At 62.7% G+C, this 25,355-nt stretch carries 28 protein-coding genes; 5 read left to right on the top strand and 23 right to left on the bottom strand.

Annotated elements, in window-relative coordinates:
• Positions 1-74 precede the first annotated feature (74 nt).
• The 8 genes from zapE to G520_RS0100230 are packed head-to-tail and all read right to left on the bottom strand — an operon-like array spanning position 75 to position 7,754.
• Positions 75-1,238 carry a cell division protein ZapE gene (gene zapE / locus G520_RS0100265; RefSeq protein ID WP_051228746.1) on the bottom strand — a complete coding sequence of 388 codons (1,164 nt, stop codon included), beginning with the start codon at positions 1,236-1,238 and terminating at the stop codon, positions 75-77.
• 7 nt (positions 1,239-1,245) lie between these two features.
• Complete coding sequence (gene cysM, locus G520_RS0100260) at positions 1,246-2,157, bottom strand: cysteine synthase CysM (RefSeq protein ID WP_036664908.1); 912 nt, start codon at positions 2,155-2,157, stop codon at positions 1,246-1,248.
• Between the two features lie 51 nt (positions 2,158-2,208).
• Positions 2,209-3,204 carry an ADP-glyceromanno-heptose 6-epimerase gene (gene rfaD, locus G520_RS0100255; RefSeq protein ID WP_028533923.1) on the bottom strand — a complete coding sequence of 332 codons (996 nt, stop codon included), beginning with the start codon at positions 3,202-3,204 and terminating at the stop codon, positions 2,209-2,211.
• A 19-nt stretch (positions 3,205-3,223) separates the two neighbouring features.
• Positions 3,224-4,186: a D-glycero-beta-D-manno-heptose-7-phosphate kinase gene (gene rfaE1 / locus G520_RS20890; RefSeq protein WP_051228744.1), complete on the bottom strand. Its 963-nt coding sequence runs from the start codon at positions 4,184-4,186 to the stop codon at positions 3,224-3,226.
• Between the two features lie 7 nt (positions 4,187-4,193).
• A complete protein-coding gene (locus G520_RS0100245; RefSeq protein ID WP_028533922.1) occupies positions 4,194-5,513 on the bottom strand; it encodes a UDP-glucose dehydrogenase family protein in 1,320 nt (439 codons plus the stop codon).
• Entirely contained in the window at positions 5,510-6,256 is a 747-nt protein-coding gene (gene pyrF / locus G520_RS0100240; RefSeq protein ID WP_028533921.1) for an orotidine-5'-phosphate decarboxylase, read from the bottom strand. The genes G520_RS0100245 and pyrF overlap by 4 nt, the downstream gene beginning before the upstream one ends.
• A gap of 13 nt (positions 6,257-6,269) precedes the next feature.
• Entirely contained in the window at positions 6,270-7,430 is a 1,161-nt protein-coding gene (gene lapB, locus G520_RS0100235; protein WP_028533920.1) for a lipopolysaccharide assembly protein LapB, read from the bottom strand.
• 33 nt (positions 7,431-7,463) lie between these two features.
• Positions 7,464-7,754 (bottom strand): LapA family protein, encoded by a 291-nt coding sequence (locus tag G520_RS0100230; protein ID WP_028533919.1) that lies wholly within the window; start codon positions 7,752-7,754, stop codon positions 7,464-7,466.
• Positions 7,755-7,927: 173 nt separating this feature from the next.
• Here G520_RS0100230 and G520_RS0100225 point away from each other — a divergent pair, with 173 nt between their 5' ends.
• Positions 7,928-8,803 (top strand): membrane-targeted effector domain-containing toxin, encoded by an 876-nt coding sequence (locus G520_RS0100225; RefSeq protein WP_028533918.1) that lies wholly within the window; start codon positions 7,928-7,930, stop codon positions 8,801-8,803.
• Positions 8,800-9,240, top strand: a complete 441-nt coding sequence (locus tag G520_RS0100220; RefSeq protein ID WP_169449795.1) for a hypothetical protein — start codon at positions 8,800-8,802, stop codon at positions 9,238-9,240. The genes G520_RS0100225 and G520_RS0100220 overlap by 4 nt, the downstream gene beginning before the upstream one ends.
• A 97-nt stretch (positions 9,241-9,337) precedes the next feature.
• On the opposite strand, the gene G520_RS0100215 is transcribed toward G520_RS0100220, so the two are convergent.
• From G520_RS0100215 to cmk, 3 genes are all read right to left on the bottom strand, one after another.
• Positions 9,338-9,664, bottom strand: coding sequence for an integration host factor subunit beta (locus tag G520_RS0100215; RefSeq protein ID WP_028533916.1), 327 nt, complete (start codon positions 9,662-9,664; stop codon positions 9,338-9,340).
• An 8-nt stretch (positions 9,665-9,672) separates the two neighbouring features.
• Positions 9,673-11,370 (bottom strand): 30S ribosomal protein S1, encoded by a 1,698-nt coding sequence (rpsA, locus tag G520_RS0100210; RefSeq protein ID WP_246542739.1) that lies wholly within the window; start codon positions 11,368-11,370, stop codon positions 9,673-9,675.
• Positions 11,371-11,467: 97 nt separating this feature from the next.
• The gene (gene cmk / locus G520_RS0100205) at positions 11,468-12,136 is read right to left on the bottom strand and encodes a (d)CMP kinase (RefSeq protein ID WP_028533914.1); all 669 of its coding nucleotides are present in this window, start codon (positions 12,134-12,136) and stop codon (positions 11,468-11,470) included.
• A gap of 151 nt (positions 12,137-12,287) precedes the next feature.
• Here cmk and G520_RS0100200 point away from each other — a divergent pair, with 151 nt between their 5' ends.
• From G520_RS0100200 to G520_RS20885, 3 genes are read left to right on the top strand one after another with little or no spacing between them, the layout of a single operon-like run.
• Positions 12,288-13,052, top strand: coding sequence for a hypothetical protein (locus G520_RS0100200; RefSeq protein ID WP_028533913.1), 765 nt, complete (start codon positions 12,288-12,290; stop codon positions 13,050-13,052).
• 38 nt (positions 13,053-13,090) lie between these two features.
• Positions 13,091-14,389, top strand: coding sequence for a 3-phosphoshikimate 1-carboxyvinyltransferase (gene aroA, locus G520_RS0100195; protein ID WP_028533912.1), 1,299 nt, complete (start codon positions 13,091-13,093; stop codon positions 14,387-14,389).
• A complete protein-coding gene (locus G520_RS20885; protein ID WP_036664905.1) occupies positions 14,386-14,823 on the top strand; it encodes a nucleoside triphosphate pyrophosphohydrolase family protein in 438 nt (145 codons plus the stop codon). Before aroA ends, G520_RS20885 begins: the two co-directional genes overlap by 4 nt.
• Before the next feature lie 48 nt (positions 14,824-14,871).
• Here G520_RS20885 and G520_RS0100185 read toward each other — a convergent pair whose 3' ends face one another.
• From G520_RS0100185 to G520_RS0100130, 12 genes are all read right to left on the bottom strand, one after another.
• Positions 14,872-15,783, bottom strand: a complete 912-nt coding sequence (locus tag G520_RS0100185) for a prephenate dehydrogenase (protein ID WP_246542738.1) — start codon at positions 15,781-15,783, stop codon at positions 14,872-14,874.
• 79 nt (positions 15,784-15,862) lie between these two features.
• Positions 15,863-16,693 (bottom strand): EAL domain-containing protein, encoded by an 831-nt coding sequence (locus tag G520_RS20880; RefSeq protein ID WP_051228742.1) that lies wholly within the window; start codon positions 16,691-16,693, stop codon positions 15,863-15,865.
• 129 nt (positions 16,694-16,822) lie between these two features.
• Positions 16,823-17,632, bottom strand: a complete 810-nt coding sequence (pabC, locus tag G520_RS0100175; RefSeq protein WP_028533910.1) for an aminodeoxychorismate lyase — start codon at positions 17,630-17,632, stop codon at positions 16,823-16,825.
• Positions 17,629-18,927, bottom strand: a complete 1,299-nt coding sequence (locus G520_RS0100170; RefSeq protein WP_028533909.1) for an aminodeoxychorismate synthase component I — start codon at positions 18,925-18,927, stop codon at positions 17,629-17,631. The genes pabC and G520_RS0100170 overlap by 4 nt, the downstream gene beginning before the upstream one ends.
• A 110-nt stretch (positions 18,928-19,037) precedes the next feature.
• Positions 19,038-20,279 carry a beta-ketoacyl-ACP synthase II gene (fabF, locus tag G520_RS0100165; protein ID WP_028533908.1) on the bottom strand — a complete coding sequence of 414 codons (1,242 nt, stop codon included), beginning with the start codon at positions 20,277-20,279 and terminating at the stop codon, positions 19,038-19,040.
• Between the two features lie 163 nt (positions 20,280-20,442).
• Positions 20,443-20,682 (bottom strand): acyl carrier protein, encoded by a 240-nt coding sequence (acpP, locus tag G520_RS0100160; RefSeq protein WP_028533907.1) that lies wholly within the window; start codon positions 20,680-20,682, stop codon positions 20,443-20,445.
• Between the two features lie 106 nt (positions 20,683-20,788).
• Positions 20,789-21,526: a 3-oxoacyl-ACP reductase FabG gene (fabG, locus tag G520_RS0100155; RefSeq protein WP_028533906.1), complete on the bottom strand. Its 738-nt coding sequence runs from the start codon at positions 21,524-21,526 to the stop codon at positions 20,789-20,791.
• A gap of 19 nt (positions 21,527-21,545) precedes the next feature.
• Complete coding sequence (gene fabD, locus G520_RS0100150; RefSeq protein WP_028533905.1) at positions 21,546-22,475, bottom strand: ACP S-malonyltransferase; 930 nt, start codon at positions 22,473-22,475, stop codon at positions 21,546-21,548.
• Between the two features lie 59 nt (positions 22,476-22,534).
• Positions 22,535-23,494 carry a beta-ketoacyl-ACP synthase III gene (locus tag G520_RS0100145; RefSeq protein ID WP_028533904.1) on the bottom strand — a complete coding sequence of 320 codons (960 nt, stop codon included), beginning with the start codon at positions 23,492-23,494 and terminating at the stop codon, positions 22,535-22,537.
• Between the two features lie 5 nt (positions 23,495-23,499).
• Positions 23,500-24,537: a phosphate acyltransferase PlsX gene (gene plsX, locus G520_RS0100140; protein WP_028533903.1), complete on the bottom strand. Its 1,038-nt coding sequence runs from the start codon at positions 24,535-24,537 to the stop codon at positions 23,500-23,502.
• A gap of 59 nt (positions 24,538-24,596) precedes the next feature.
• Positions 24,597-24,776 carry a 50S ribosomal protein L32 gene (gene rpmF, locus G520_RS0100135; protein WP_028533902.1) on the bottom strand — a complete coding sequence of 60 codons (180 nt, stop codon included), beginning with the start codon at positions 24,774-24,776 and terminating at the stop codon, positions 24,597-24,599.
• Between the two features lie 31 nt (positions 24,777-24,807).
• The gene (locus tag G520_RS0100130) at positions 24,808-25,311 is read right to left on the bottom strand and encodes a YceD family protein (protein WP_028533901.1); all 504 of its coding nucleotides are present in this window, start codon (positions 25,309-25,311) and stop codon (positions 24,808-24,810) included.
• Positions 25,312-25,355 lie beyond the last annotated feature (44 nt).

Here is a 25,355-nt window from a genome sequence, read left to right as displayed (position 1 = left end):
ACGCGCTACCGTCGTTTCGCTTCGCCTCCTCCATGCCACAAAATCACACACCAGACGCCCGGGCGGCGCCTTCGCTATTCGGCCAGGCTCTGCAAAGGCGCCAGCAGGAATGGATCACTCAGATGCGGCAGCGCCAGATAGCCATGCGACTGCATCTCGGCCAGGCGGCTCACGGTACGAAAGAACTCGCTGGCCTGCACGCCCTCGGTGTATATCGCCTCCGGCTCCGCCGCCGCCGATGCGATCAATTTGACGCGATGATCATAAAATACATCGACCAGCCAGGTCAGCCGCCGAGCTTGCGACGCCTGGGCCGCTCCCAGTACAGGAATGCCCGACAACAGCACCGTCGGATACTCGCGCGCGATTTCCAGATAATCGTTCTGCGAGCGCGGGCCATCGCACAAGGCGGCGAAATCGAACCAGACCACGCTGGCGGCATGACGCCTGACCGCGATACGACGCCCGAGGATCTCCAGGCTGGCGACATCATCGGCCCCATCTCCTGCCAGGCGCTCGAACATCTGCTCGAGCTGGGCTGCGGCATGCGCATCGTCCGGCACGACAAACAGCGGCTCGCGCGTGAGTTCGCGCAAACGGTAATCATTGCCGCCATCGACATTGAGGACGTCGAGATGGCGGTTCAGCAAAGCGATCGCCGGCAGAAAATTCGCACGCTGCAATCCATTGGGGTAAAGATCGTCAGGCGCATAATTTGAAGTCATCACCAGGACGACGCCGCGCTCGAAAAGCACGGTCAGTAACCGCGACAAGATCATCGCATCCGCGATATCGCTGACGTGAAATTCGTCGAAACACAGCACCCGGGTTGCGCGCGCGATGCGCAGTCCGACCTCGCGCAAAGGATCGGGCTCGCTCGACAGCGTGCGCAACTCGCGGTGCACTTCGGCCATGAAGTGGTGAAAATGCACGCGCCGCTTTCGCCGGAAAGGCAGCCCCGAGTAAAAGGCATCCATCAGAAAACTTTTACCGCGGCCGACGCCGCCCCACAGATACAGACCGCGCGGCACGGACGGGCTGCGCAGACTGCGGCCGAGAAAGCGGTTGCGCCCGGCCTTGAACTCGACCAGCGCCTGCCACAGTCCATCCAGACGCTCGATGGCGGCTCCCTGCGAGGCATCGCGGACGAAACCCTTGCGTTCCAGTGCCTGCCGGTACCATTCGAGCGGACGCTCGAGCGTTCCCTCTTGCTGGGAAAAATACGATGCTTGCGGCATAAACACCTCAGGCAAACAGGCCGGTCGACAGATAGCGATCGCCACGATCGCAGACAATGCTGACGATGACGGCGTTTTCCACTTCCGCCGACACCTTCAACGCAGCGACCAGGGCGCCGCCGGAGGACGGCCCCGCCAGAATGCCTTCTTCCCGCGCCAGACGGCGCGCCATCTGTTCGGCGTCATGCTGTGACACCAGCTCGAGGCGGTCGATGCGGGAAAAGTCGCAGATCTTCGGCACATAGGGTTCTTCCCATTTGCGAATGCCGGGGATCTGGCTGCCGGGCTCTGGCTGAACGCCGACAATGGTAAGCGCCGGGTTCTGCTCCTTCAGATAACGGCTGGTTCCCATGATGGTGCCAGTGGTCCCCATGCTGGAGACGAAGTGGGTAACACGCCCTTGCGTAGCCTGCCAGATCTCGGGGCCGGTGCTTTCATAATGCGCGAGCGGATTATCGGGATTCGAGAACTGGTCGAGGATGCAACCGACGCCGGCCGCCTCCAGGCGCCGCGCTTCGTCGATGGAGCCGGGCATGGACAAGGCGCTGGGCGTCAGGACGACTTCCGCACCATAGGCACGCATGGACTGGACACGCTCGGCGCTCGAATTGTCGGGCATGACCAGGATCAGGCGGTAGCCCATCACTGCCGCCGCCATGGCCAGCGCGATGCCGGTATTGCCGCTGGTGGGCTCGATCAGGGTGTCGCCCGGGTGGATATCGCCGCGCTGTTCGGCGCGACGGATCATGGACAGTGCGGGCCGGTCCTTGACCGAACCTGCCGGATTATTGCCTTCCAGCTTGAGCAGTACGATATTGCTCGTCGCGCCGGGCAGGCGCTTGAGCTTGACCAGGGGGGTACGGCCAATGAAATCTTCTAGGTACGCGTACACAGGGATTCTCCGGATCGGATGCCACATTATAACGTCATTGTGGCTGCGAGCCAGAGCCCCCGTGCTTCCTGCACCGTTTCAGCGGCGGACCATCCAGTCGACGTAGCGGTCCACGCCCTGCTCCACCGTCAGCATGGGCGACTGATAACCGGCCGCGCGCAGCTTGCCGATATCGCCCTGGGTGAAGCTCTGGTATTTACCCTTGAGCGCATCCGGAAAATCGATGTACTCGAGGATGCCGTGTTCCACCATCTCGGCCAGAGTCAGCGCCGGTTTGTTCTCATGCCGGCGACAGGCGTTAACCGTGCTCATGGCAACGTCGTTGAACGGCTGGGCACGCCCCGAACCGAGGTTGAAGATGCCGCTCTTCTCCGGGTGGTCCAGAAAATACAGATTGACCTTGACCACGTCTTCCACCGAAACGAAGTCGCGGCTTTGCATGCCATCGGCCCAACCATCATTGGAACCGAACAGCTTGACCTTGCCGGTTTCGCGGTACTGGTTGTAATTATGGAATGCCACCGACGCCATGCGCCCCTTGTGCTGCTCGCGCGGACCGTAGACGTTGAAGTAGCGGAAGCCGACGACCTGCGCCGACAGGCCTTCCTTGATGCGACGGCGCAGCACCTGATCGAACAGGAACTTGGAATAGCCGTAGACATTGAGCGGCCCTTCAAACTCGCGCTCTTCGCGAAAGACGGAGCCCGCGCCATAGGTGGCGGCGCTCGAGGCATACAGCAAGGGAATTTCTTCGTCCTGACAGTAGTCGAGCAGCGACAGCGTGTACTGATAGTTGTTCGCCATCATGTACTTGCCATCGTGGTTCATGGTGTCGGAGCACGCACCCTCATGCAGCACGGCGCGGATCTCGCCATCGAACACGCCGTCCTGCAGCTGCGCGAGGAAATCGTTCTTGTCGACGAAATGCGAAATTTCACAATCCACCAGATTGAGGAACTTCTCCCCCTTGGTGAGATTGTCTACCGCGATGATATCGGTGACGCCGCGATCATTCAGCGCCTTGACGATATTGGATCCGATAAAACCGGCAGCACCGGTGACAACGATTGACATGCGTGCCTCTCTCGCAAAATTAGACGGCGAACAATTCATCCTGGCGACAGACCGCCGTGCCCAGCTTGCCAACCACGATGCCGGCCGCGGCATTGGCGAGCGACATGGCTTCAGGCATGGACAGGCCGGCGGCCAACATCAGGCCCAAGGTGCCGATGACGGTATCGCCGGCACCGGAAACATCGAACACTTCGCGCGCAAGCGTAGGCTCGTGCTGCGCGCCGGCAGCCGAAAACAGCGTCATGCCCTCTTCGCTGCGGGTGACGAGCAGGCCGTCGAGTTCAAGCTGAGAACGCAAGGCCTGCGCCTTGGCGATCAGTTCGTCCTCATCCTGCCAGCGTCCTGCGACTTCCCTGAATTCGCTGCGGTTCGGGGTCAACAGCGTCGCGCCCGCATAGCGTGCGTAATCGTCGCCCTTGGGGTCGATCAGGACCGGTTTGCCATGAGCGCGCGCCACTTCGATCATGCGCGCCACATGGGTCAGCCCTCCCTTGCCGTAATCCGAAAGAATAACGACATCGTGGTGTTCAACCAGCTCTTCGTACTTGCTCAACGTCGCGGCCAGAACCTCGTGGCTGGGCGCATCCTCGAAATCGAGCCGGATCAGCTGCTGTTGACGCGCAAGCACACGCAGCTTGATCGTCGTGCAGATCGAGGCATCGCGCTTGAAGAAAGTGCGGATGCCATCGGCCTGCAGCAACCTCGTCAAGGCGGCAGCCGCCTCGTCGTCGCCGACGACCGAAAGCAGGGTCGCCTGCCCCCCGAGACTGGCGATGTTGCGCGCCACATTGGCCGCGCCGCCGGCGCGCTCTTCCATCTTCCCGATTCGGGCCACGGGGACCGGGGCCTCGGGAGAAATTCTGGACACATCGCCGAACCAGTAGCGATCGAGCATGACATCGCCGACAACCAGCAGACGAGCATTGCCGAGCCGCTCGGCCAGCGCGACGGGTTCCAGTCCCAGGGTGTTCAGTCGTCCCATAGCGTCCTCAGCGTCCGATTGCCTGATAATCGAAGCCCAGGCTGCGCACCCAGACCGGATCATACATATTGCGACCGTCTATGATCAGCGGCGTCTTGAGCGCAGCGCGGATCGCGGCGAAATCAGGGCTGCGGAAGACCTTCCACTCGGTGACGATCAGCAGCGCATCGGCCCCCTGCAACGCAGACATCATGTCATCGGCGAAAGCGACCGCGGGATTGCCGGCCAGAACCCGGCGCGATTCGTCCATTGCGACAGGATCGAAGGCCGTCACGCGGGCGCCGCGGCGGGTCAATTCGTCGATGATGACGCGTGATGCCGCTTCGCGCATGTCGTCCGTATTCGGCTTGAACGCCAGCCCCCACAAGGCGATGGTGCGGCCATCCAGATTGTCGCCGAAACGCGCGACCAGCTTTTCGACCAGGCGGTGCTTCTGTGCCTCATTGGCCTCTTCAACTGCGGTCAGCACGCGCAGATGATGACCGTTGTCCTGCGCGGTCTTGATCAGCGCCTTGACGTCCTTGGGGAAGCAGGAACCACCGTAGCCGGCACCCGGATACAGGAAATGATAGCCGATGCGCGGATCGGAGCCGATACCGCGCCGGACGAGTTCGATATCGGCGCCCAGGGTTTCGGCCAGATTGGCCAACTCGTTCATGAAGGAGATGCGCGTCGCCAGCATGGCATTGGCCGCATATTTGGTCAGTTCGGCCGAGTGCACATCCATGAACAGGATGCGGTCGTGATTGCGCTGGAACGGCGCATACACCCGGCGCATCACCTCGATCGCACGCTCGTCCTCGGCGCCGACCACGATGCGGTCCGGCTTGAGGAAGTCTTCGATGGCCGCCCCTTCCTTCAGGAATTCGGGGTTGGACACCACGGAGAACGGCAGGTCGACGCCACGCGCGGCCAACTCTTCGGCCAGGGCCGCACGCACTTTGTCGGCGGTGCCGACCGGCACGGTCGACTTGTCGATGACGACCTTGTATTCGGTCATGTGACGACCGATGCTGCGCGCCGCGGCAGTCACATACTGCAGGTCGGCCGAGCCGTCTTCGTCCGGCGGCGTGCCCACGGCGATGAACTGCACCTCGCCGAAGGCAACCGACTCGGCCACATCGGTGGTGAAACTCAGCCGCCCGGCTTCGACGTTACGGCGGACCAGATCTTCCAGGCCCGGTTCGAAAATCGGAATGCCGCCGGCATTCAGGGTGGCAATCTTGGCGGGGTCGACGTCGAGGCAGCAGACATGGTTACCGACTTCGGCCAGGCAAGTCCCTGTGACCAGACCAACGTATCCAGAACCGATGACAGTTATTTTCATGATTGTTTAGCCATGTAGTAAGAAATTTCTTGATTGATTTTATTCAGCACCGACATCGGGTCGTCGGCGCGGGTGATCGGACGGCCGATCACCAGATAATCGGATCCGGCGGCAAGCGCGCTCGTCGGCGTCATCACGCGGCGCTGATCGTCGGCCGCGCTGTCGGACAAACGGATACCCGGCGTCACCAGCTTGAAAGTCTGCCCGAGGGCCGCCTTCAGCATCGGCGCTTCCTGCGCCGAGCACACCACGCCGTCGAGGCCGCAGTCCTGCGTCAGTCGTGCGAGGCGCAACACATGATCCTGCGGCGACTCCTCGATGCCGATATCGGCCAGATCGGAGGCATCCATGCTGGTCAGCACCGTCACGGCGATCAACAGCGGGCGCTGGCTGAAGCCGGACAACCCTTCGCGCGCGGCCTCCATCATGCGCCGTGCGCCGGAGGCATGCACGTTGACCATCCAGACGCCGGCGTCGGCCGCCATTTTGCAGGCCTGCGCCACCGTATTCGGAATATCGTGGAATTTGAGGTCGAGAAAAACCTGAAACCCGCGCACGGTCAACGTTTCCACCAGGCTGCGCCCGGAAGCGGTAAACAATTCCTTGCCGACTTTGACCCGGCACTCGGCAGGATCCAGCCGCGCGGCAAAGTCCAGCGCACGATCGGCGTCGTCGAAATCGAGCGCCACAATCACGGGGGAGACGGGCTCCAGTTGCAGACCGGCTGCGATCATAGGATTCATCGTATCTCCTGATTCAATGGGATTCGGAACGGTTGGCCGTGAAACTTTCCCATTCGCCGCAGGCCGGGCAATGCCAGAAGAAGGCGCGCGAGCGGAAATTGCAGCACTTGCAGCGATGTACCGACAGACGTTGCGCATGCTTCATGATCAGCGCGCGCGCCGTCTCCGCATCCATGCGTCCTTCGGGCGAAAGGACGTCCATTTGCGCTTCGATCAAGCGATAGATGCCTCCCAGGCTCGGCCGAGCGTGCACGGCCTCGCGCGTCGCTTCCAGCGCGCGGTCGCTGTCTTCGTAAATGGCGATTTTCTGGTACAGCAAATCGGTCAGTTCCAGCTGCGGGAATGTCTTCTGATAACCGCGCAGCAGCGCGATACCTTCCGCCGGCTTGCCCAGTTTTTCGTAGGCATCGAACAGGCGTTCGGCGGCCATGGCCAGATATTCGTGGTTCTGTTTCTCTATGCTCTGCCAGGAGGCGATGGCTTTGCCGTACTCGCCTTCGGCGAACTCGATGTCGCCAAGAATCAGGCTGGCCCGCACGCATTTGCGATTGGCCGACAAGGCCTCGGTCACGCGCAGGCGCGCCGATGCGAAATCGGAGCGGTACAGATCGCCCTGCGCCAGCTCGCAATAAAATTGCGCCACCTCATGCATGAAGGTGTGCGCATCGCTGGCCAGGTCGCGCGCGGTCTCGATCGCCTTTTGCCAATCGCGATCCTGCTGATAGATATCCAGCAGCTGTCGGCGAGCGGCGAGCCCCATATTGCCTGGCAGCAGGGTCAGCAGGATTTCCTCGGCGCGGTCGACCAGACCGGCCTTGCGAAAATCCTGAGACAACTCGAACCGGACCGGGTCGCGATGCTCGGCGGCCAGATCGCTCGACTCGAGCATGCGTTGATGCAGACGTATCGCGCGGTCATTCTCACCGCGCTTGCGATACAGTTTGCCCAGCGTCAGTTGCAGCTCGGGCACCGACTGCTGCTGACGGGCGACCTCGGCCAGCGCTTGCGCGGCGATGTCGGTCTTGTCCTCGACCAGGGCATCCAGGCCGCGGAAAAATCCGGCCGGCACCTGCTTGGCCTGTTTAAGGACGGTGCGCATATCAACACGGGCGGCCAACCAGCCCAGCGAAAAAAAGGCAGGCAGAAGCAACAGCCACCAAAGGTCTAGTTCCAAGCGGAATCCTTTTCAATCGAGCGAAACGCGCATCTAATCCGCCAGCACGTCGCTGGGGTCGTTCGGCACCTTGCCCTGATGCAACTGCCGAAGTTCTTTTTTTAGATGAGACAGCTCACGCCGCATGCGCAAGTAATAGGAAAACGTTCCCAGCAAACCCAGCAGGATGCCGCCCACGAAGAAGCCCAGCAGATAGACGATCAGCGGCGCATTCCAGGACTGCCCGAAGAAGAGACGGAACTCGACCGACTGGCTGTTTTGCACGGTGATGGCGACCAGGAGCACCAGCAAAGCCAGTTCAACGATCCGGAGCAAGTAGCGCATGGCTATTCTCGTGATGTTTCCAAGTGTGCAAGTTTAAACGATAGCCCGCGCCAACCCAAGCAGGACGTCGCGACCGGCGCGTAAAAATTCTGCGTCGGGGCCTGGGCAAATTTGGAAAGACGGGCCGCGCCGCCTGCGGGCAGTATACCCTGCCCCCCCGACAGGAGACCACCATGCCCGAACCCGGTTCAGCCCTCCATGGCGCGGAAGCCGCCGTCTATCGGCCGCAACTGGCCGACCCGCCTGAAACCCTTGCCGACGATCTGGAACACTGGGAGTTTTCTCAGCCGGGCGAGAACCGCGGCGTCGCCGCCGCGCGTCTACGCGAAGTCCGTGAAAAAAGACTGACGCGGCTGGATTTGAGCGACTGCGACGCACTGAGCAGCCTGCCCTCGACGCTGCCGGACTGCCTGCACGAGGTCGACCTCAGCGGCTGCAAGTCGCTGCTGGCGCTTCCGGTACAGGGAGCGCACGCTTTGCACCTCATTCCACCGCCCCACCTCGCGGCAGCGCACGGGGCGACCGAAGTGGACATCGGCCTGCTGCCCACGCCGGACCGGCTGCGCACCGAGGCGCAGGTTCCCTTCAAACGGCGTGGCAAAGACTATCTGACCCTGCTGGACGCACTGGCCCGGGTGCATCGCTTGCAGGGCGATGCCCGGCTTGAGGCCCTGCCCGCGCTGCATGGCATCGCGCACCGCTACCGCGAACAACACCCGGGATCGGGCCGCAACGCCGCCATCGACAAGCTGTGCGGCGCCATCGCCAGCGTCATCCTGTCCGCGCACGCGGCAGCGGATGACCTGCCGCGGCAACGTTACTTCGACGAAGTGCGCGCCCGCTTCGAACTGGAGAAAATCCGGGTGCCGGTCATCACCCATGCCGGGCAGGGCGACGTCCGGATAGAGATACGCATGGACGGCCCCTGTCGCCTTCACAGCGCCGGATGGCAGGCGAGGCGATCCTCGGCGGCATCACCGCCAGTCGGCGCCATGAATGGCCGGACGGCTTCGTCCGCACGCTGGTCTTCGGGGTCGGCGACGCGTTGAAAACGCAGGCCTTCGCCGGCAACGCGCGCCAGGTGATCACACTGGGCAGGAACCTTTTCGAGCCCAACCCCATGCAGGCCGGCAGCGAGCACAGCATCGCAGGCGGCCTGGGTACACGGGGGCCGCGCGGCGTGGCGGACATTGTTGCAGATCGCGCGGGGACAGCGGCGCTGCACCGCCGTGGCGAAGCCATCGTCGGTCACGAGATGATGCATCTACTGCACCAGGCGATCGACCCCGAGGGCTTCTGGCGCTCCAAATTCGACAGCAAGCAGGCCCAGGCTGCGCGCCACCTGCCGGCAGCCTTCGAGCTCAGCCACTACTCGAGCGGCAACGAGCTCGAATATGTCGCGGAAGCACTCACGCATGAGCTCTATCTCGGCCAATTGCCGCAACGCGCCGACGCTGCGCTGCGCACCATCCTGCGCGAAGCTTGACGCGCGGACAAAACAAAACCCCGGGTTTCGAAAAACCCGGGGTTGGTCAGAGGTCTGAAATCCACCGCCTGAGCGGCAGGACTTCTGGGCTGTGTAATTACTGCTCGGCCCGCGCCGCCTCTTCCATCTCGAGAGACAGATCGACGCGTTCGCGCAATTCCTTGCCGGCCTTGAAATGAGGCACGAACTTCTCAGGAACCGAGACGCTGCTGCCCGACTTCGGGTTACGCCCGACACGCGGGGGACGGTAGTTCAGATCGAAGCTACCGAACCCGCGAATCTCGATGCGTTGCCCCTGGGACAGGCTACTGGCCATTTCGTCCAGAATGGTCTTGACGGCCAGCTCAGCGTCCTTGTAGACCAACTGAGAATTGCGCTCGGCAAGACGTTCCGCCAGCCTCGCGATCAGCTCAGACTTGGTCATGATGTCACTTACTCAGCGCTGTTGCCGGAGGACAGCTTCGCTTTCAGAAGCGCACCCAGATTGGTGGTACCGGCAGTCACGTTCTCGGACTGCAGACCCTTCATGGCTGCGGTTTCTTCTTGAGCGTCCTTGGCCTTGATCGACAGGCTGATGGAACGGCTCTTGCGATCCACGGCGATGATCAGGGTTTCGACTTCGTCACCTTCCTTCAGGTGGGTGCGAATGTCTTCGACGCGATCACGCGACACTTCGGAAGCACGCAGGTAGCCTTCGACTTCGGTATCCAGGGCGATGACGGCACCCTTGGCGTCCAGAGTCTTGACGGTGCCCTTGACCAGGGCGCCCTTGTCGTTCATGGCAACGTAGTTGTTGAACGGATCGCCTTCCAGTTGCTTGATGCCCAGCGAGATGCGTTCCTTCTCGACGTCGATGGACAGAACAACGGCCTCGACTTCGTCACCCTTCTTGAACTTGCGCACGGCTTCTTCGCCGGTGTCGGTCCAGGACAGGTCGGACAGGTGCACCAGACCATCGATGCCGCCCGGCAAGCCAACGAACACGCCAAAGTCGGTGATCGACTTGATCGCGCCCTTGAGCTTGTCGCCCTTCTTGAAGTTCTGGGCGAATTCGTCCCACGGGTTGGCCATGCACTGCTTCATGCCGAGGCTGATACGACGGCGGTCTTCGTCGATCTCGAGGATCATGACTTCGACTTCGTCGCCAACTTGAACGACCTTGGACGGGTGTACGTTCTTGTTGGTCCAGTCCATTTCGGACACGTGAACCAGGCCTTCGATGCCTTGTTCGATTTCAACGAAGGAACCGTAGTCGGTCAGATTGGTGACCTTGCCGAACAGGCGGGTGCCCGACGGGTAGCGGCGCGACAGGCCAACCCACGGATCTTCGCCCAGCTGCTTCAGACCCAGCGATACGCGGTTCTTTTCCTGATCGAACTTGAGAACCTTGGCTTCGACTTCGTCGCCCACGGCCAGAACTTCGGACGGGTGCTTGACGCGGCGCCATGCCAGATCGGTGATGTGCAGCAGGCCATCGATGCCACCCAGGTCAACGAACGCACCGTAGTCGGTGATGTTCTTGACGATGCCCTTGACGACGGCACCTTCCTTGAGGGTTTCCAGCAGCGCCTTGCGCTCTTCGCCCAGGGTCTCTTCCAGAACGGCGCGGCGCGAAACGACAACGTTGTTGCGCTTGCGGTCGAGCTTGATGACCTTGAATTCGATCTGCTTGTTTTCGTACGGGGTGGTGTCTTTCACCGGGCGGACATCAACCAGCGAACCCGGCAGGAAGGCACGGATGCCATTGACCATGACGGTCAGGCCACCCTTGACCTTGCCGCTGATCAGACCGGCCATGATGGTGCCGGCTTCCAGCGCTTCTTCCAGCTCGACCCAGGCGGCCAGGCGCTTGGCTTTTTCGCGGGACAGCTTGGTTTCGCCAAAGCCGTTTTCCAGCGCGTCGATAGCTACGGTGACAAAGTCGCCGACACCCACTTCAACTTCGCCCTTGTCGTTCTTGAACTCGTCGACGCTGATCAGGGATTCGGACTTCAGGCCGGCATTCACGGTCACGAAGTTGGAATCGACGAAAACAACTTCGGCGGTGATCACTTCACCCACACGCATGTCGTGCAGGGTCAAGCTTTCTTCGAACAGCTGGGCAAAGTTTTCCATAGCGAGGCTAGTCATTAATGAGTACTCACACTTGCATGCCTCACGGCATGCGGGTTAGGGTTGAACACAACGTTGCTTGCTGCGATGCAGCAACAAACGTCTTACCAAAAATTCACGAACCGGAGACTTGCCGCTCGGAGAACCAGCCCAGAATGCATTCGACAGTGCGATCGATGCCAATCGAGGTGGTATCCAACAGCAAGGCGTCCGGTTCTTGTCGCAACGGCGCCACCGCCCGGTGGGCGTCGCGTTCGTCGCGGGCAATAATGTCCTGCTTAATCTGTAGGAGATTAGCAGATTCTCCCTTGCCGATCAACTGCTTATAGCGACGATTGGCCCGCTCGTCGGCACTGGCCGTCAAAAAAACCTTGAGCGTGGCATCCGGAAACACGACCGAGCCCATATCGCGCCCGTCGGTCACCAGCCCAGGGGCGCGGCGAAAGTCGCGCTGCCGCTCCAGCAAAGCCGCGCGCACCGCCGGGCAGGCCCCGACGCGCGAAGCCCCGATGCCGATCGCCTCGCTGCGTATCGCCGCGCTGGCGTCCTCGCCTGCGAGCAGGACACGCTCGTCGGCAAATTCGACCGGCAGATGGCGCGCGGCCCGCGCCAAAGCATCCTCGTCGTCCAACGCCAATCCCGTGCGCTCGGCATGCAGAGCCACCAGGCGGTAAAGACTGCCCGAGTCCAGGTAATGAAACCCCAGACGCGCGGCCACCAGGGAGGCCACCGTACCCTTCCCGGAGGCGGAAGGTCCATCGATGGTAATCACGGCTACCGTCATGAGTGCGCTCTTTCGCTTAAAACCCTGCATTGTAACCGCACTCGCGCCGAAGCGGGGCATCCCCCCACCTGTCCGCTCGACCGACAGACAATCCGCACCACCGCGTGGATCATCCGCTGGCGACATCCATCGCCCCATCCGAGAGCCATCGATGAAAACCCGTTGCCAGATCGTCGCCCCGCGGCGCTTGCCCGCCGCCGCCCGTTCCCGACTCGCGCGCACGCTCTACGCCGTGCACTGTCAAATTTTCGAAGGCGTCGAGTTCGACGCCTTCGTGCGCTGCGTCCTCGATTCGCCGGCCGAGCAGAGCGCCATCCTGCTGCACCTGAACGCGGCCGGCGACATCGTGGGCTATTGCGCGCTGCACCTCCACGCGCCATCCGGCCTGCGGGCCACCGTACTCAGGCTCGAGGCCGGCCTGCTGCGCGACTACCGCGGAGCGGGACGCAACGCGCCCTTTGTCCTGCGACACCTGCTCTGGCACCAGTTGCGCCACCCTCTGAACCGGCTCTACTTTCTGAGCACGCCGGTTCACCCTTCGAGCTATCTCTCGCTCGCCCGGCTCGCCGGGCTCTTTCTGCCCGGCCGCGACGCTCCGCTGCCGCCGCTGTCCGCTCTTTCGGGCACGCTGCGCGCGCGCTTCGACCTGCAAGCGGTCAGCGCCGACTGTCCCGCCATCATCCGCGTCGGCTGGATTACCCGCGAAAGCGCGTCGGAGCGCAAACACTGGCAGGAACACCCGCACCCTGCGGTGCGCTTTTTTCTGCGCCACAATCCGGGCTATGGAGAAGGCCACGGCCTGCTGACGATGATACCGGTCAACCTCGGCAGCGTCGTGCGCGCCGGGCTTCGTTTTGCATGGCACAAGCTCGTCAGGCTCGGACAAGGGTTTACGCCAGCCGATGCGGACAGGTAGAGTGTGGATTCAATTCAACGCCCCCCATTGCCGATACCATGGAACAGTTGCACCTCTGCGCCGCCACCCGGGTCGCTGGCCACCTTCGCCTGCCCGGATCGAAAAGCATTTCCAACCGCACCCTGCTGCTCGCCGCACTGGCCGACGGCGTCACCCTGGTGCGCGATCTGCTCGACTCCGACGACATACGGCACATGCTCAATGCACTGCGCCTGCTCGGGCTCGAGATCGAGCCGCTTGCCGACCGCGATTTTCGCGTCACGGGCAGCGGCGGCGTCTTTCCGGTCAAAAGCGCCGACCTCTTTCTCGGCAACGCCGGCACGGCCTTCCGGCCGCTGACCGCCGCGCTCGCACTGATGCACGGACGCTACCACCTCAGCGGCGTCGAACGCATGCACGAACGTCCCATCGGCGACCTGGTCGACGCGCTGCGCGGGGCTGGCGCCGATATCCGCTACCTCGGCCAGGCGGGCTACCCTCCGCTCGAGATCGCGCCGGCCACGGTAAGCACCGGGCGCGACATCACCGTGAAAGGGAACGTGTCCAGTCAGTTTCTCAGCGCCTTGCTGATGGCCCTGCCCCTGACCGGCGCCGAAGCCACGGTCGCAGTCGAAGGCGAACTGATTTCCAAGCCCTATGTCGATATCACGCTCAAGTTGATGCAGCGCTTCGGCGTCGAGGTCGAACGCAGCGGCTGGCAGCGCTTCACCATCCCGGCCCAGAGTCGCTACCGCTCGCCGGGCGAGATCGTGGTCGAAGGGGACGCATCCAGCGCCTCCTACTTTCTCGCTGCCGGCGCCATCGCCGGCGGTCCGGTCAGGGTCGAAGGCGTCGGCCGCGACAGCATCCAGGGCGACATCCGTTTTGCCGAGGCACTGGCAAGCATGGGGGCGCACGTCACCTTCGGCGACAACTGGATAGAAGCGAGCGGCAGCGGCACCTTGCGCGCGATAGACGCCGACATGAACGCTATCCCCGACGCGGCGATGACGCTGGCGGTCGTGGCGCTCGCAGCCGAAGGAACGACCACGCTGCGCAATATCGCCAGTTGGCGCGTCAAGGAAACCGACCGTCTGGCGGCGATGGCCGCCGAGTTGGGCAAACTTGGTGCCACGGTCGAAGAAGGCCCCGACTATATCCGCATCACCCCGCCGGCCCGGCTCGTTCCCGATGTGGCCATCGATACTTACGACGACCATCGCATGGCCATGTGCTTCGCGCTGGTATCGCTGCTCGACTGCCCGGTCACCATCAACGACCCGAAATGCGTGGGCAAGACCTTTCCCGGCTTTTTCGACGCGCTCGCCGGCCTCGCACCGGGCAGGGGTCCGGCGTGAGCGACCTGATCGGGCAACGACGCGAGTTCATGCGCCGCTTCGACCTCGAACAGCCGGCGCACCCCGGCATGCGCCCCCGCGAGCTGGCCATGTGGACGGCGATGCTGAACGAAGAATGGAAGGAGTTCGGGCAGGCACTCGACGAGTATGCGACCCCGCCCGACAGTGACCCGGCCGGAGAACGGCGCCGCATGGCCGAGCTCACGGCAGAAGGGGTCGACCTGCTCAATGTCGTGATCGGCCTGCTTCTGTCGCAGGGCATGCCCGTGGCCGCGATGAGCGAAGCGATCCATGCCGCCAATCTCGCAAAATGCGCCGACGGCAAGGTGCTGCGCCGCGCTGACGGCAAGATATTGAAGCCGCCTCAGTGGCGCCCTGCGGACAAGGAAGCCGTGATCCGTTCGGCGCAGGAGGCGACGGGCGATGCCGCTTGACCATCCCCTTGCGCCCAAGGGCGCGCTCCCGCCCGGGATCGCAAGCGCTCAGCCCTGCCGCATGAAGCGCTGGTGCCAGGCATTGCGCGCCGCGCGTGCCGTGTCGAAGGCATCGAGCAGGGCATCGCCATCGCCCGCCTCCAGCTGCACGGACAAACTGTCCAGCGCCGCACGATAATCGGCCAGCTCGGCCAGCAGGGCTTCACGGTTGGCCAGGGCGATATCTCGCCACATTTCGGCCGAACTGCCTGCGATGCGGGTGAAATCGCGAAAACCGGTGGCGGCAAAGTCGAAACAGCGCGCCGCATCCGCGCGCCGCGCCACCATCCCGACGTAGGAAAAAGCCAGCAGGTGCGGCAGATGACTGACCGCGGCAAACACGGCGTCGTGCTCGTGCGCCCCCATGCAGTGCACCCGGGCGCCGCAAGCCTGCCACAGCCCGGCAACCCGTTCGCAGACTGCGGCGTCCGTTTCGGGCAGCGGGGCCAGCACCACGTTGCGGCCATCGTAGAGACCGTACTGCGCGGCCGCCGCGCCGGTCAGTTCCGACCCGGCGATAGGGTGCGCGGGCACGCAGCGCGCGAGATGTCCGGGCAGATGGCGGCGCAACATGGCGACCACATCGCACTTGGTGCTGCCGACATCGCTCACGATCGTCGTCGCGGCGAGCACGGGCGCCAGCGTGGCCAGCTGCGTCGCCATCTGCCCGACCGGGGTCGCCAGCAACACCATGTCGGCGCCTCGGGCCGCCTGCGCCAGATCGTCGCAGGCCACATCGATCACGCCGAGTTCGAGCGCCCGCTGCAGGTTTTCGCGGCTGCGATCGACACCGATGACATGCCCGACGCGGCCGGCCCGTTTGAGCGCGAGAGAGAATGAACCGCCGATCAGACCCACGCCGACCACCACCAGGGTGCCAATGCCTTGCTGCAAACCGCTCCCCTTTCGAGAGAAAATCATCGCTGCGGATTCGAAATGAAGCCCGCGTTTCATGATAAGCGATTTTGCCCCCGGCTTGGACGCCGCTGCGCAAGCTCAGTCAGACAGCCGCAGGCGCGGCAGCCGGCCTCCCCAGAAAATAGCCTTGGGCGAAATCGCAGTCGCAGTCTCGCGCGATGTCGAGTTGCAATGCGCTTTCAATGCCTTCGGCCACCACTTGCGCACCATGCAGATGCAAAATCGCCACGAGCTTGGCCAGCGGCTCGCGGGTAGACGGCAGCATCAAGGCCTGACGCATCAGGCGCCTGTCGAGCTTGACATAGTCGGGTTCCAGCAACCACACCCGCTCCAGATTGGACGCTCCCTGTCCGAAATCATCGAGCGCAATACCGAAGCCCAGCTCGCGATAGCGTGTCACCGCCTGCAACAGGCGCATGGGATCGTCGACAGCGTCTTCGACGATTTCGAGACAGATGCGCTGTGGCTGGACGTCTAGTCCGCTCAACACTTCGGCGAAAAACCGGCCGTGGCTTTCACTGACATTGACCAGATGCTGGGCATTGACGTTCAACGTCAGCAGCAATCCCGGATCGGCGCGACTGCGCAGAAAATTCAACAAATGCAGACAGCGCAACAGTCGATCGAGAAAGACGCTGCGCCGAGGCGATGTCTCCGCAGCAAACAGGACGGCTGGCGCAACGGAATTGCCGTTGGTATCGCGCACGCGGGCCAGCGCTTCGAATGCAAACGGTAGCAGCTCGCGCTCGTGCAAGCGGAACAGCGGCTGAAATACCGAACTGAAACTCCAGTCCTCATGCCGTGCGCGCACCACGCCAGCCGCGAGGTAGAGCGGCTCGCGTTCGAAACCGTGCCCGGCCAGCAAACGGTTGATCTCGCCCGGCAAAATGGCGGGGGACAGAATATCGATCATAGGCGGATACGCCACTCCTTGCCGTAGTCGGATTTACCGCCGGGTGGCGGCATTGCGATGGCGTGACTGTATCCGAGGACGCTTTAGCGCATAAAATAATATATATCTTGATCCATATACCGGTAAAATCTAAAAGGCCGGATCATCGGCAGCGGCCAGCGCCCGTGCCAGTGCCTGCGCCCGCGGGAACTCGCGCCAGCAGTGCGCGCCAAACCGCGCGATCGGCCAGATGCCGGCCAGGCTGTTGCAAAGAAACGCCTCGTCGGCCGCCTCGAGATCGGCCAGCGTCAGACGTCCGACATGCACAACGTCCTGCGCGAGCAAGCAGGCGCGGACGGCACCGGCAACGCCGCAGCGGTCCAGGGCCGCCGTCCTCAGCTCGCCGTCGCGGACCAGGAACACATTGCTCATTGTCCCCTCCACCAGCGTGCCCTCGCTGTCGAGCAGCAGGCCCTCGGCAATATCGGCGTCCGTCCACTCGGAGCGCGCGAGAACGTTTTCCAGGCGGTTCAGGTGCTTGATGCCGGCGAGTCGGGGCTGCAGGCCGAGCCGAAGCTCGCACAGGCGCACGGCCACGCCTCGTTCGCTCATCGCCGCCGGGTAACCGTTCCATGGCACGGCGGAAATCGTGCGACGCGTGGCGGCGTCGGGCGCGATCGCATAACCGCGCCGACTGCCGTCCCGGCTCAGAATGATTTTGCAGACGGCGCGCTGCAGCCCGCCGACCGCGCGTGCCAGCTCCTCCAGAATGCGTTCAGGCTCCGGCAAGTCAAGCCCGAGTGCGGCGGCGTCATGCGACAGCCGCTGCCACTGCCACGGCCACAAGCGCGCCCTGCCCTCACGCCATTCGAGTGTCCGGTATACGCCATCGCCATAGTGCAGGGCGCGATCGCTGGCAGGAATGCTCCCTGCCTCCCGTCCGTCGACCAGTATCGTCATGCCTGCTCCACCCCGAGCGAACGCAACAAGCCGCGCGCCTTGTGTCGCGTCTCCTGCAGCTCGCGCTCCGGGTCCGAGTCGGCAACGATGCCGCCACCCGCGCGAAAACGCAGCGTATCCCCCTGCCGCATGAACGTCCGGATCAGGATGTTGAAATCCATGCTGCCATCGCGGTTGAGGTAACCCAGGCTGCCGGTATAGGCGCGGCGCGGCTCGTCCTCGAGTTCGCGAATGATCTGCATGGTCCTCACCTTCGGGCAACCGGTGATGGTGCCGCCGGGAAACATCGCGCGCAGCACATCCGTCGGCTTGAGCCCGGCGCGCAGGCGGCCGCGCACATTGGACTCGATGTGGTGCACAAAGGCATAGCTGGCCAGCGCCATCAGTTCGTCCACCTCGACCGTGCCGGGCAGACACAGGCGGCCGAGATCGTTGCGCTCAAGATCGATCAGCATCACATGCTCGGCCCTCTCCTTGGTGCTGGCCAGCAGCCTTTGCCGCAGGGCTTCATCCTCGGCCGGATCGACGGAACGCGGATGCGTGCCGGCAATGGGGCGGGTATCGGCGAAGCCCGCACGCACCCGCACCAGCCGTTCCGGCGAAGAACTGACGATCTGGGCCGCACCGAAGTCGGCGATGGCGGAAAACGGAGCCGGATTGGCATGGCGCAAGGCGGCGAACAGGTCGGCCGCCGAAGTGGCGCCGTCGAGCCGGGCACGCCAGCCGCGCGAGATATTGACCTGAAAAACATCGCCGGCGGTGATGTAACGCTTGATGCGCTCAACTGCGGCGCAATAACGCGCGGGATCATCTTCTTCCAGTGCGCGCAGCGCCACCGCCCGCGGCAGCCACGGCCGCTGCGCAGCCAGCGCCTGTCTGAGCGCGGCGAGCTGCGCCCCCGTCTCCGCCACCAGCCAGGCCTGCCCGGAGGCACGGTCGTACAGCACGGCTGCCGGCACGCGCGCCAGCACCGCCAGCGGAAAATCATCGTCACGGGCGTCGCCCACGCGTGTTTCGAAGGCATGCAGCATCTCGTAGCCGAGGTAGACGAACCAGCCCCCGGTGAACGGCAGCGCATGTGCGCCGCAGGCGCCGACATCGTTAGCCAGCACCGACAGATCGGCGAGAAAGCGGTCGGCCTCGCGGCTGCCATAGACGGTCTGCGCCTGCGGCAAAGCGAACAGGATGTCCCAGCCGCCAGCGCCGGACGACATCAACAGATAGGGGAAGCGCTGCCGATCCTGCTGGTGCAGGCTCAGCAGATCGGGCAAGTGATCGAGGCGTTCGCTTGGCATGCAGGCCTTCCGGGAAACGAGAGGGATCAGACCGTGGGAGACGGGTACAGTTCATGACAAAGGCCGCTGCAAACGCTGCAGCGGCCTTTGTTCCGGAGGCTCGAACGCGATCAGACGCGCTTGAACACCAGCGTACCGTTGGTGCCGCCAAAACCGAACGAATTGGAGATTGCATATTCGATCTGCATGTCGCGTGCACCGTCCTTGGCGTAGTCCAGGTCGCATCCGCCTTCGATATCCTGCTCGAAGATATTGATGGTCGGAGGCGTGACCTGATTGTGCAAGGCCAGAATGGAGTAGATGGCTTCCACACCGCCGGCGCCACCCAGCAAGTGCCCCGTCATCGACTTGGTCGAGTTGACCACCAGCTTGTAGGCATGGTCGCCGAATACGGCCTTGACCGCCGCGGTTTCGTTGGCATCGCCCAAGGGAGTCGAGGTGCCGTGCGCGTTGATGTAGTCGATTTGATCGGCATTCACCCCCGCGTCGCGCAGCGCATTCTTCACGCCGCGTGCCGGGCCTTCGCTGTTCGGCGCCGTAATATGATACGCATCCGAACTCATGCCAAAGCCGACCAGCTCGGCATAGATGCGCGCACCGCGCTTGACCGCATGCTCGTACTCTTCCAGTACGACGACACCGGCACCTTCCCCCATGACAAAACCGTCGCGCCCCTTGTCCCAGGGGCGGGAGGCCGTCGCCGGATCATCGTTGCGGGTCGACATCGCCTTCATCGCAGCGAAACCGCCGACACCGAGACGGGTAATTGCGCCTTCGGCACCGCCCGCCACCATCACGTCGGCATCGCCGTGAATGATCAGTCGCGACGCGTCGCCGATGCAATGCGCACCCGTGGTACACGCCGAGACGATCGCATAAGTCGGCCCTTGAAAGCCCTTGGCGATCGAAACCTGCCCCGAAATCATGTTGATCAGCGAGCCGGGAATGAAAAACGGACCGATCTTGCGCGGGCCGCCGGCCAGCAATTGGGTTCCGGTTTCTTCGATCAGCGGCAGGCCGCCGATGCCGGAACCGATATTGACGCCGATGCGCGTCTTGTCCAATCCGGGCACATCTTCGATGCCCGAATCAGCGATGGCTTGAAATGCCGCCGCCACACCGTAATGGATGAACAAATCCATGCGGCGCGCATCTTTCGGCGAAATATAATCGCTGATGTTGAAATCTTTGACCTCGCCGGCAATACGACAGGTCATGTCACTCGCATCGAAGCGGGTGATGGCGGATATGCCGGATTTACCTGCCAGAATATTGGACCAGGCTGTGGCAACGTCGTTGCCCACCGGGGACACTTGCCCCAGACCGGTAATGACGACTCTTCTTTTGGACACGGGATATCTCCGCGTAAGCCGGGAGGGCTTTCTCCCGATTGTTCGGACACGGTGTTATCTGCCCGAACCGGGCAATACCGCAAACACGTGTTGACGAGCTGACTTGCAAAAAACCCCTGTTCCGGACGCCAGGGCGCCTTTACAGGGGTCCTTCGATGGCAGCTTACTTGTTCAAGTGAGCGGTTACGTAGTCGACCGCCTGTTGAACGGTAGTGATCTTCTCGGCTTCTTCATCCGGAATTTCGCACTCGAACTCTTCTTCCAGAGCCATGACCAGCTCCACGGTATCAAGGGAGTCGGCGCCCAGGTCGTCCACGAAAGACGAATCGATCTTGACTTCGGCTTCGTTCACGCCCAGTTGTTCGGCAACGATCTTCTTGACACGTTGTTCGATGTTTTCCATTTGGTAAATCCTTTCCCTTTTAGTCGTGGGATATCAAAACCCGACTATTCTACAAAAAAAAATTAGAGTAGCCTACCTAACTCTGAGGCGAGTCGGGTTAAAGGCCTCACGGCATCAACATGCCGCCATTGATATGCAGGGTCTGCCCGGTAATATAGGACGCCCTGTCCGACGCCAGAAACACGACGGCGTCGGCAATATCCTTGGCATCGCCTAGGCGACCAAGGGCAATCTGTCCAACCAGCGCTTCACGCTGCGCTTCGGGCAAGGCGCGAGTCATATCGGTGTCGATGAATCCCGGCGCGACACAGTTGACCGTGATATTGCGACTGCCGACTTCGCGGGCCATGGACTTGGTGAAGCCCATGATACCCGCCTTGGCCGCCGCGTAGTTAGCCTGCCCCGCATTGCCCATGGCGCCGACCACGGACGCGATATTGATGATGCGTCCGCTGCGCGCTTTCATCATCGCGCGCAACACCGCCTTGGATGCCTTGAATACCGATTTCAGATTGGTGTCCATGATGACATCCCAATCTTCATCCTTCATCCGCATCAGCAAGGTATCGCGCGTAATCCCGGCATTATTCACCAGAATCGCAACATCGCCAAATTCTCGTGCCAAAGACTCGACCAAAGCATCGATGGCGCCGGGCGCCGTAACGTCGAGTTCGCGGCCAAATCCCCCCTGCGCAGCCAGGCGCTCGCCGATGGCGGCAGCGCCGGCCGCCGAGGTGGCGGTGCCAATCACGATCGCACCTTGCTGCGCGAGCGCATCGGCGATCGCCGCGCCGATCCCGCGCGACGCGCCGGTCACCAGAGCCACTTTACCTTGCAACTGCATGTTTTTCTCCCGCTTGCGTTCAGGCCAGCTCGACCAGGGCGGCGCTCAGCGCCGCCGCGTCGGTCAGAGCCAGACATTTCACATTGCCGTCGATGCGCTTGGCCAGCCCGGCCAGCACCTTGCCCGGTCCGCACTCGGCCATCAGCGCGATACCGTCCGCCGCCATCGACTGCACGGTCTCGGTCCAGCGCACCGGGCTGTACAACTGGCGCACCAGGGCATCGCGTATGCGGTCGGCTTCGGCATAGGATGCCACGTCGGCATTATGCAACACGGCGATGGCCGGCGCCTTGATCTCCAGACCGGCCAATGCACCGGCCAGCCGTTCGGCCGCCGGCTTCATCAGTGCGCAATGCGACGGCACCGAGACCGGCAGCGGCAGTGCGCGCTTGGCACCGCGTGCCTTGCACGCTTCCATTGCGCGTTCGACCGCCGCCTTGGAACCGGCGATGACGATCTGGCCGGGAGAATTGAAGTTGACCGCTTCGACGACATCGCCCGCAGCGGCATCGGCGCACGCGGCGCGGACGTCGTCATCGGACAGGCCGAGGATGGCAGCCATGCCGCCGCTGCCGGCGGGAACGGCCTGTTGCATCGCTTCGGCGCGCAGGCGCACCAGGCGCACGGCATCGGCGAAAGAGAGGGCTTCGGCCGCGACCAGCGCACTGTACTCGCCCAGGCTGTGCCCGGCCAGCAGCGAAGGGGTCGCCCCACCGGCCGCGCGCCATGCGCGCCATGTGGCCACACCCGCCGCCAGCATCAGGGGCTGGGTATTGACGGTCGCATTGATCGCCTCAGGCGTTTCCGCCTGCAGCATCGACCACAGATCCTCGCCCAGCACGGAAGACGCTTCGTCGAAAGTCGCTTTGACTTCGGCATGCGCAGCGAAACCATCCATCATATGCAGGCTCTGGGAGCCCTGCCCGGGGAAAACGAAGGCAAACGACATGGTCTGTCTCCTGTATCAGGATACGTAAAAGTCGACGCCGGCTGGCGTCGACCCGGAATTCAGAAGGTCAGCAGGACCGCGCCCCAGGTAAAGCCGCCGCCGATGCCTTCCAGCATCAGGGTCTGGCCACGCTGGATGCGTCCGTCGCGAACCGCGGTGTCCAGCGCCAGCGGGATCGAGGCGGCCGACGTATTGGCCTGCTCCGGCAAGGTCACCACGACGCGCTCCATCGGCAGGCCGAGGTGCCTGGCGGTGGATTCGATGATGCGCAGATTGGCCTGGTGCGGCACCAGCCAGTCGACCTGTGCCTTGTCCATGCCGGCGGCCGCCAGCGTGCGCGCGGCGATGTCGGACAAGGCCTTGACCGCGAACTTGAACACCGCCGGACCATCCATATGCAGATAGGGACTGCCATGAATCATGCCGTCGGCAACCCGCCCCGGCGTATTGAGAATGGACTGATAGTGGCCGTCCGCCTCGAGCTTGGCGTGCAGAATGCCAGGCTCGTCGGAAGCGCCGAGCACCACCGCTCCGGCGCCGTCGCCGAACAGGACACAGGTCCCGCGATCGTTCCAGTCCATCAGGCGCGACATGGTCTCGGCCCCGACGACCAGCGCATTCTTCGCCATTCCGCTCTGGATATAGCCGTGCGCCGTCACCAGCGCATAAATGAAGCCCGCGCACACCGCCTGCACATCGAAGGCCGCAGTCCCGCGCATGCCCAGCTTTTCCTGCAGAATACAGGCCGTGCTGGGGAACATCATGTCGGGAGTCGTGGTGGCGACGATGATCAGATCGATATCGGCGCGATCGACGCCCGAAGCTTCGATTGCGGATTCGGCGGCTCTGAGCGCCAGATCGCTGGTCAGTTCGTTGTCGGCGGCGATATGCCGTGCACGGATACCGGTACGGGTGACGATCCACTCGTCACTGGTATCCACTCGCTCTGCCAGCATCGCATTGCTAACGGTGTTGGCCGGCAGGTAACTGCCTGTACCAAGAATACGGGAATGGGCCATGTATCTCAGTTCGCTTCTGCCTCCGGGTGCTTCAGATTCAGAATCTGTCGCTCAACCCGCTCGGCGATGTGACCAATCACGTCGGAGGCGGCCTCGACACAGGCCTGCTCCAGCGCGTAACGGAAACCCAGCGCGTCGGTACCACCGTGGCTCTTCACCACGATCCCCCTCAGCCCGATCAGACTGGCGCCGTTGTAACGGCGCGTGTCCATGCGGCTGCGAAAGTGCTTGAGCACGGGCAGTGCCGCCAGCGCGCACAGACGCGTCCACCAGCTGCGGGTAAATTCTTCGCGCAGGAAAAAAGCAATCATGTGCGCCAGGCCTTCAGCCGATTTCAGCGCCACATTGCCGGTAAAGCCGTCGCAGACGACAACATCTACCGTACCGTGGTAGACGTCGTTACCTTCGACATTTCCATAAAAATTCAGTTCGGATTCTTTTAGCAGAGTCGCGGCACGCTTGACGTTGTCGTTACCCTTGATGTCTTCCGATCCGATATTCAGCAGGCCCACTGTCGGATTGCTACAGTGATTGACGCACGAGACCAGCTCGGAGCCCATGATACCGAATTGCAACAGTTGTTCCGGGCTACAGTCGACATTGGCGCCGAGGTCCAGCATACAGGTGGTCCCCTTCACCGTCGGCAACAGCTTGGCAATCGCAGGTCGATCGATTCCCGGAATGGTTTTAAGCACAAAGCGGGCGGTGGCCATCAGCGCGCCGGTGTTTCCGGCGGACACGGCAGCCTGCGCCTTACCCTCTTTGACGAGATTAATCGCCACGCGCATCGACGAGTCTTTTTTATTCTTGAGCGCGAGCTGAGGCGCCTCATCCATATCGACGACCTGGGCGGCATGTCGAATCTGGACGCGGTTCCCCGGCACGGTCTCGTGCAAGGACAGTTCTGCCGCGATGGCATCGCTGTCACCTACAAGAATAAGACTGGCGTGCGGGTGGTCTTTGAGGAATTGGATCGATGCCGGCACGGTGACTTTGAGTCCAATGTCACCGCCCATGGCATCAACCGCTACGGTGATAGTCATCAACGTTTGCGGTAGTGGCCCTACCTGTTGTTATTAGAGCCGCAGCTCGGAATGCGAGCTTACTCGCCCTTGGCCTTGACGACCTTGCGGCCGCGGTAGAAGCCGTTCGGGCTGATGTGATGGCGCAGATGCGCTTCACCGGTGGTCGGTTCCTTGGCCAGCGCCGGAGCGGTCAAGAAATCGTGGGCGCGGTGCATACCGCGCTTGGACGGGGACTTTTTGTTCTGTTGAACAGCCATGGTCGAACTCCTAAATAATTCAAGAAAACGTTTATTCGGACCTGGAGGTCTTAAGCGACGCCAACACCGCAAACGGATTGGGCTTTTTGGCCCGGGCGCGCTCCAGCTCCTCCGAACCGCAATCGTCATGCAAAGGCGACAGCGGCAGGCCCATAATGATTTCGTCTTCGATCAGCGCCCTCGCGTCGAGCTCGGGCTCGGCGATGATCGCATCCAGTTCCTCGTCGTCCTCGACGGCGGCGAGCAAGCGTTCCTCGCTGGTGAACAGCGTGACGACCGAATCGGCCTTCACGTCGACGAACATTGCCTCGAGGCAACGCCCGCACACCACAAGAACCCGTGCCGCCAACTCGAGGCGCAAACAGGGACGACGAAGCCTGTCGACGTAGCCGGTCAGGGTGTATTCCACCTCGCCGTCACGGCCGGCAAGCTCCGCCAGGACGCGCTCATCCAGCGCCGCCACGGCCATTTTGCCGGACTGCGCCCTGCCTTCGCGGGCGTACTTGAGCGGATCAATCAAAATCGGGTTAGACATAAACCGTGCATGATATAATCCGGGCCCCTGATTTGTCAAAAGAA

The sequence above is a fragment of the Paludibacterium yongneupense DSM 18731 genome (genome assembly GCF_000422925.1).
Classification (GTDB): domain Bacteria; phylum Pseudomonadota; class Gammaproteobacteria; order Burkholderiales; family Chromobacteriaceae; genus Paludibacterium; species Paludibacterium yongneupense.
The sequence above is the reverse complement of the archived record's forward strand: the minus strand, read 5'-3'. Positions and strand labels throughout refer to the sequence as shown.

Coding starts and splice junctions, on each gene's coding strand:
- G520_RS0100170 (WP_028533909.1), bottom strand. CDS start 18,927: ATGCCAAGCGAACGCCTCGATCACTTGCCCGATCTGCTGAGCCTGCAC.
- rfaE1 (WP_051228744.1), bottom strand. CDS start 4,186: ATGGGACGACTGAACACCCTGGGACTGGAACCCGTCGCGCTGGCCGAG.
- plsX (WP_028533903.1), bottom strand. CDS start 24,537: ATGACTATCACCGTAGCGGTTGATGCCATGGGCGGTGACATTGGACTC.
- pyrF (WP_028533921.1), bottom strand. CDS start 6,256: ATGAATCCTATGATCGCAGCCGGTCTGCAACTGGAGCCCGTCTCCCCC.
- G520_RS0100200 (WP_028533913.1), top strand. CDS start 12,288: ATGAAAACCCGTTGCCAGATCGTCGCCCCGCGGCGCTTGCCCGCCGCC.
- G520_RS0100230 (WP_028533919.1), bottom strand. CDS start 7,754: ATGCGCTACTTGCTCCGGATCGTTGAACTGGCTTTGCTGGTGCTCCTG.
- zapE (WP_051228746.1), bottom strand. CDS start 1,238: ATGCCGCAAGCATCGTATTTTTCCCAGCAAGAGGGAACGCTCGAGCGT.
- aroA (WP_028533912.1), top strand. CDS start 13,091: ATGGAACAGTTGCACCTCTGCGCCGCCACCCGGGTCGCTGGCCACCTT.
- pabC (WP_028533910.1), bottom strand. CDS start 17,632: ATGACGATACTGGTCGACGGACGGGAGGCAGGGAGCATTCCTGCCAGC.
- G520_RS0100225 (WP_028533918.1), top strand. CDS start 7,928: ATGCCCGAACCCGGTTCAGCCCTCCATGGCGCGGAAGCCGCCGTCTAT.
- cmk (WP_028533914.1), bottom strand. CDS start 12,136: ATGACGGTAGCCGTGATTACCATCGATGGACCTTCCGCCTCCGGGAAG.
- cysM (WP_036664908.1), bottom strand. CDS start 2,157: ATGTGGCATCCGATCCGGAGAATCCCTGTGTACGCGTACCTAGAAGAT.
- fabG (WP_028533906.1), bottom strand. CDS start 21,526: ATGCAGTTGCAAGGTAAAGTGGCTCTGGTGACCGGCGCGTCGCGCGGG.
- acpP (WP_028533907.1), bottom strand. CDS start 20,682: ATGGAAAACATCGAACAACGTGTCAAGAAGATCGTTGCCGAACAACTG.
- rpmF (WP_028533902.1), bottom strand. CDS start 24,776: ATGGCTGTTCAACAGAACAAAAAGTCCCCGTCCAAGCGCGGTATGCAC.
- G520_RS0100215 (WP_028533916.1), bottom strand. CDS start 9,664: ATGACCAAGTCTGAGCTGATCGCGAGGCTGGCGGAACGTCTTGCCGAG.
- fabD (WP_028533905.1), bottom strand. CDS start 22,475: ATGTCGTTTGCCTTCGTTTTCCCCGGGCAGGGCTCCCAGAGCCTGCAT.
- G520_RS0100130 (WP_028533901.1), bottom strand. CDS start 25,311: ATGTCTAACCCGATTTTGATTGATCCGCTCAAGTACGCCCGCGAAGGC.
- rfaD (WP_028533923.1), bottom strand. CDS start 3,204: ATGTCAATCGTTGTCACCGGTGCTGCCGGTTTTATCGGATCCAATATC.
- G520_RS20880 (WP_051228742.1), bottom strand. CDS start 16,693: ATGATCGATATTCTGTCCCCCGCCATTTTGCCGGGCGAGATCAACCGT.
- G520_RS0100145 (WP_028533904.1), bottom strand. CDS start 23,494: ATGGCCCATTCCCGTATTCTTGGTACAGGCAGTTACCTGCCGGCCAAC.
- rpsA (WP_246542739.1), bottom strand. CDS start 11,370: ATGACTAGCCTCGCTATGGAAAACTTTGCCCAGCTGTTCGAAGAAAGC.
- G520_RS0100245 (WP_028533922.1), bottom strand. CDS start 5,513: ATGAAAATAACTGTCATCGGTTCTGGATACGTTGGTCTGGTCACAGGG.
- G520_RS0100185 (WP_246542738.1), bottom strand. CDS start 15,783: ATGATTTTCTCTCGAAAGGGGAGCGGTTTGCAGCAAGGCATTGGCACC.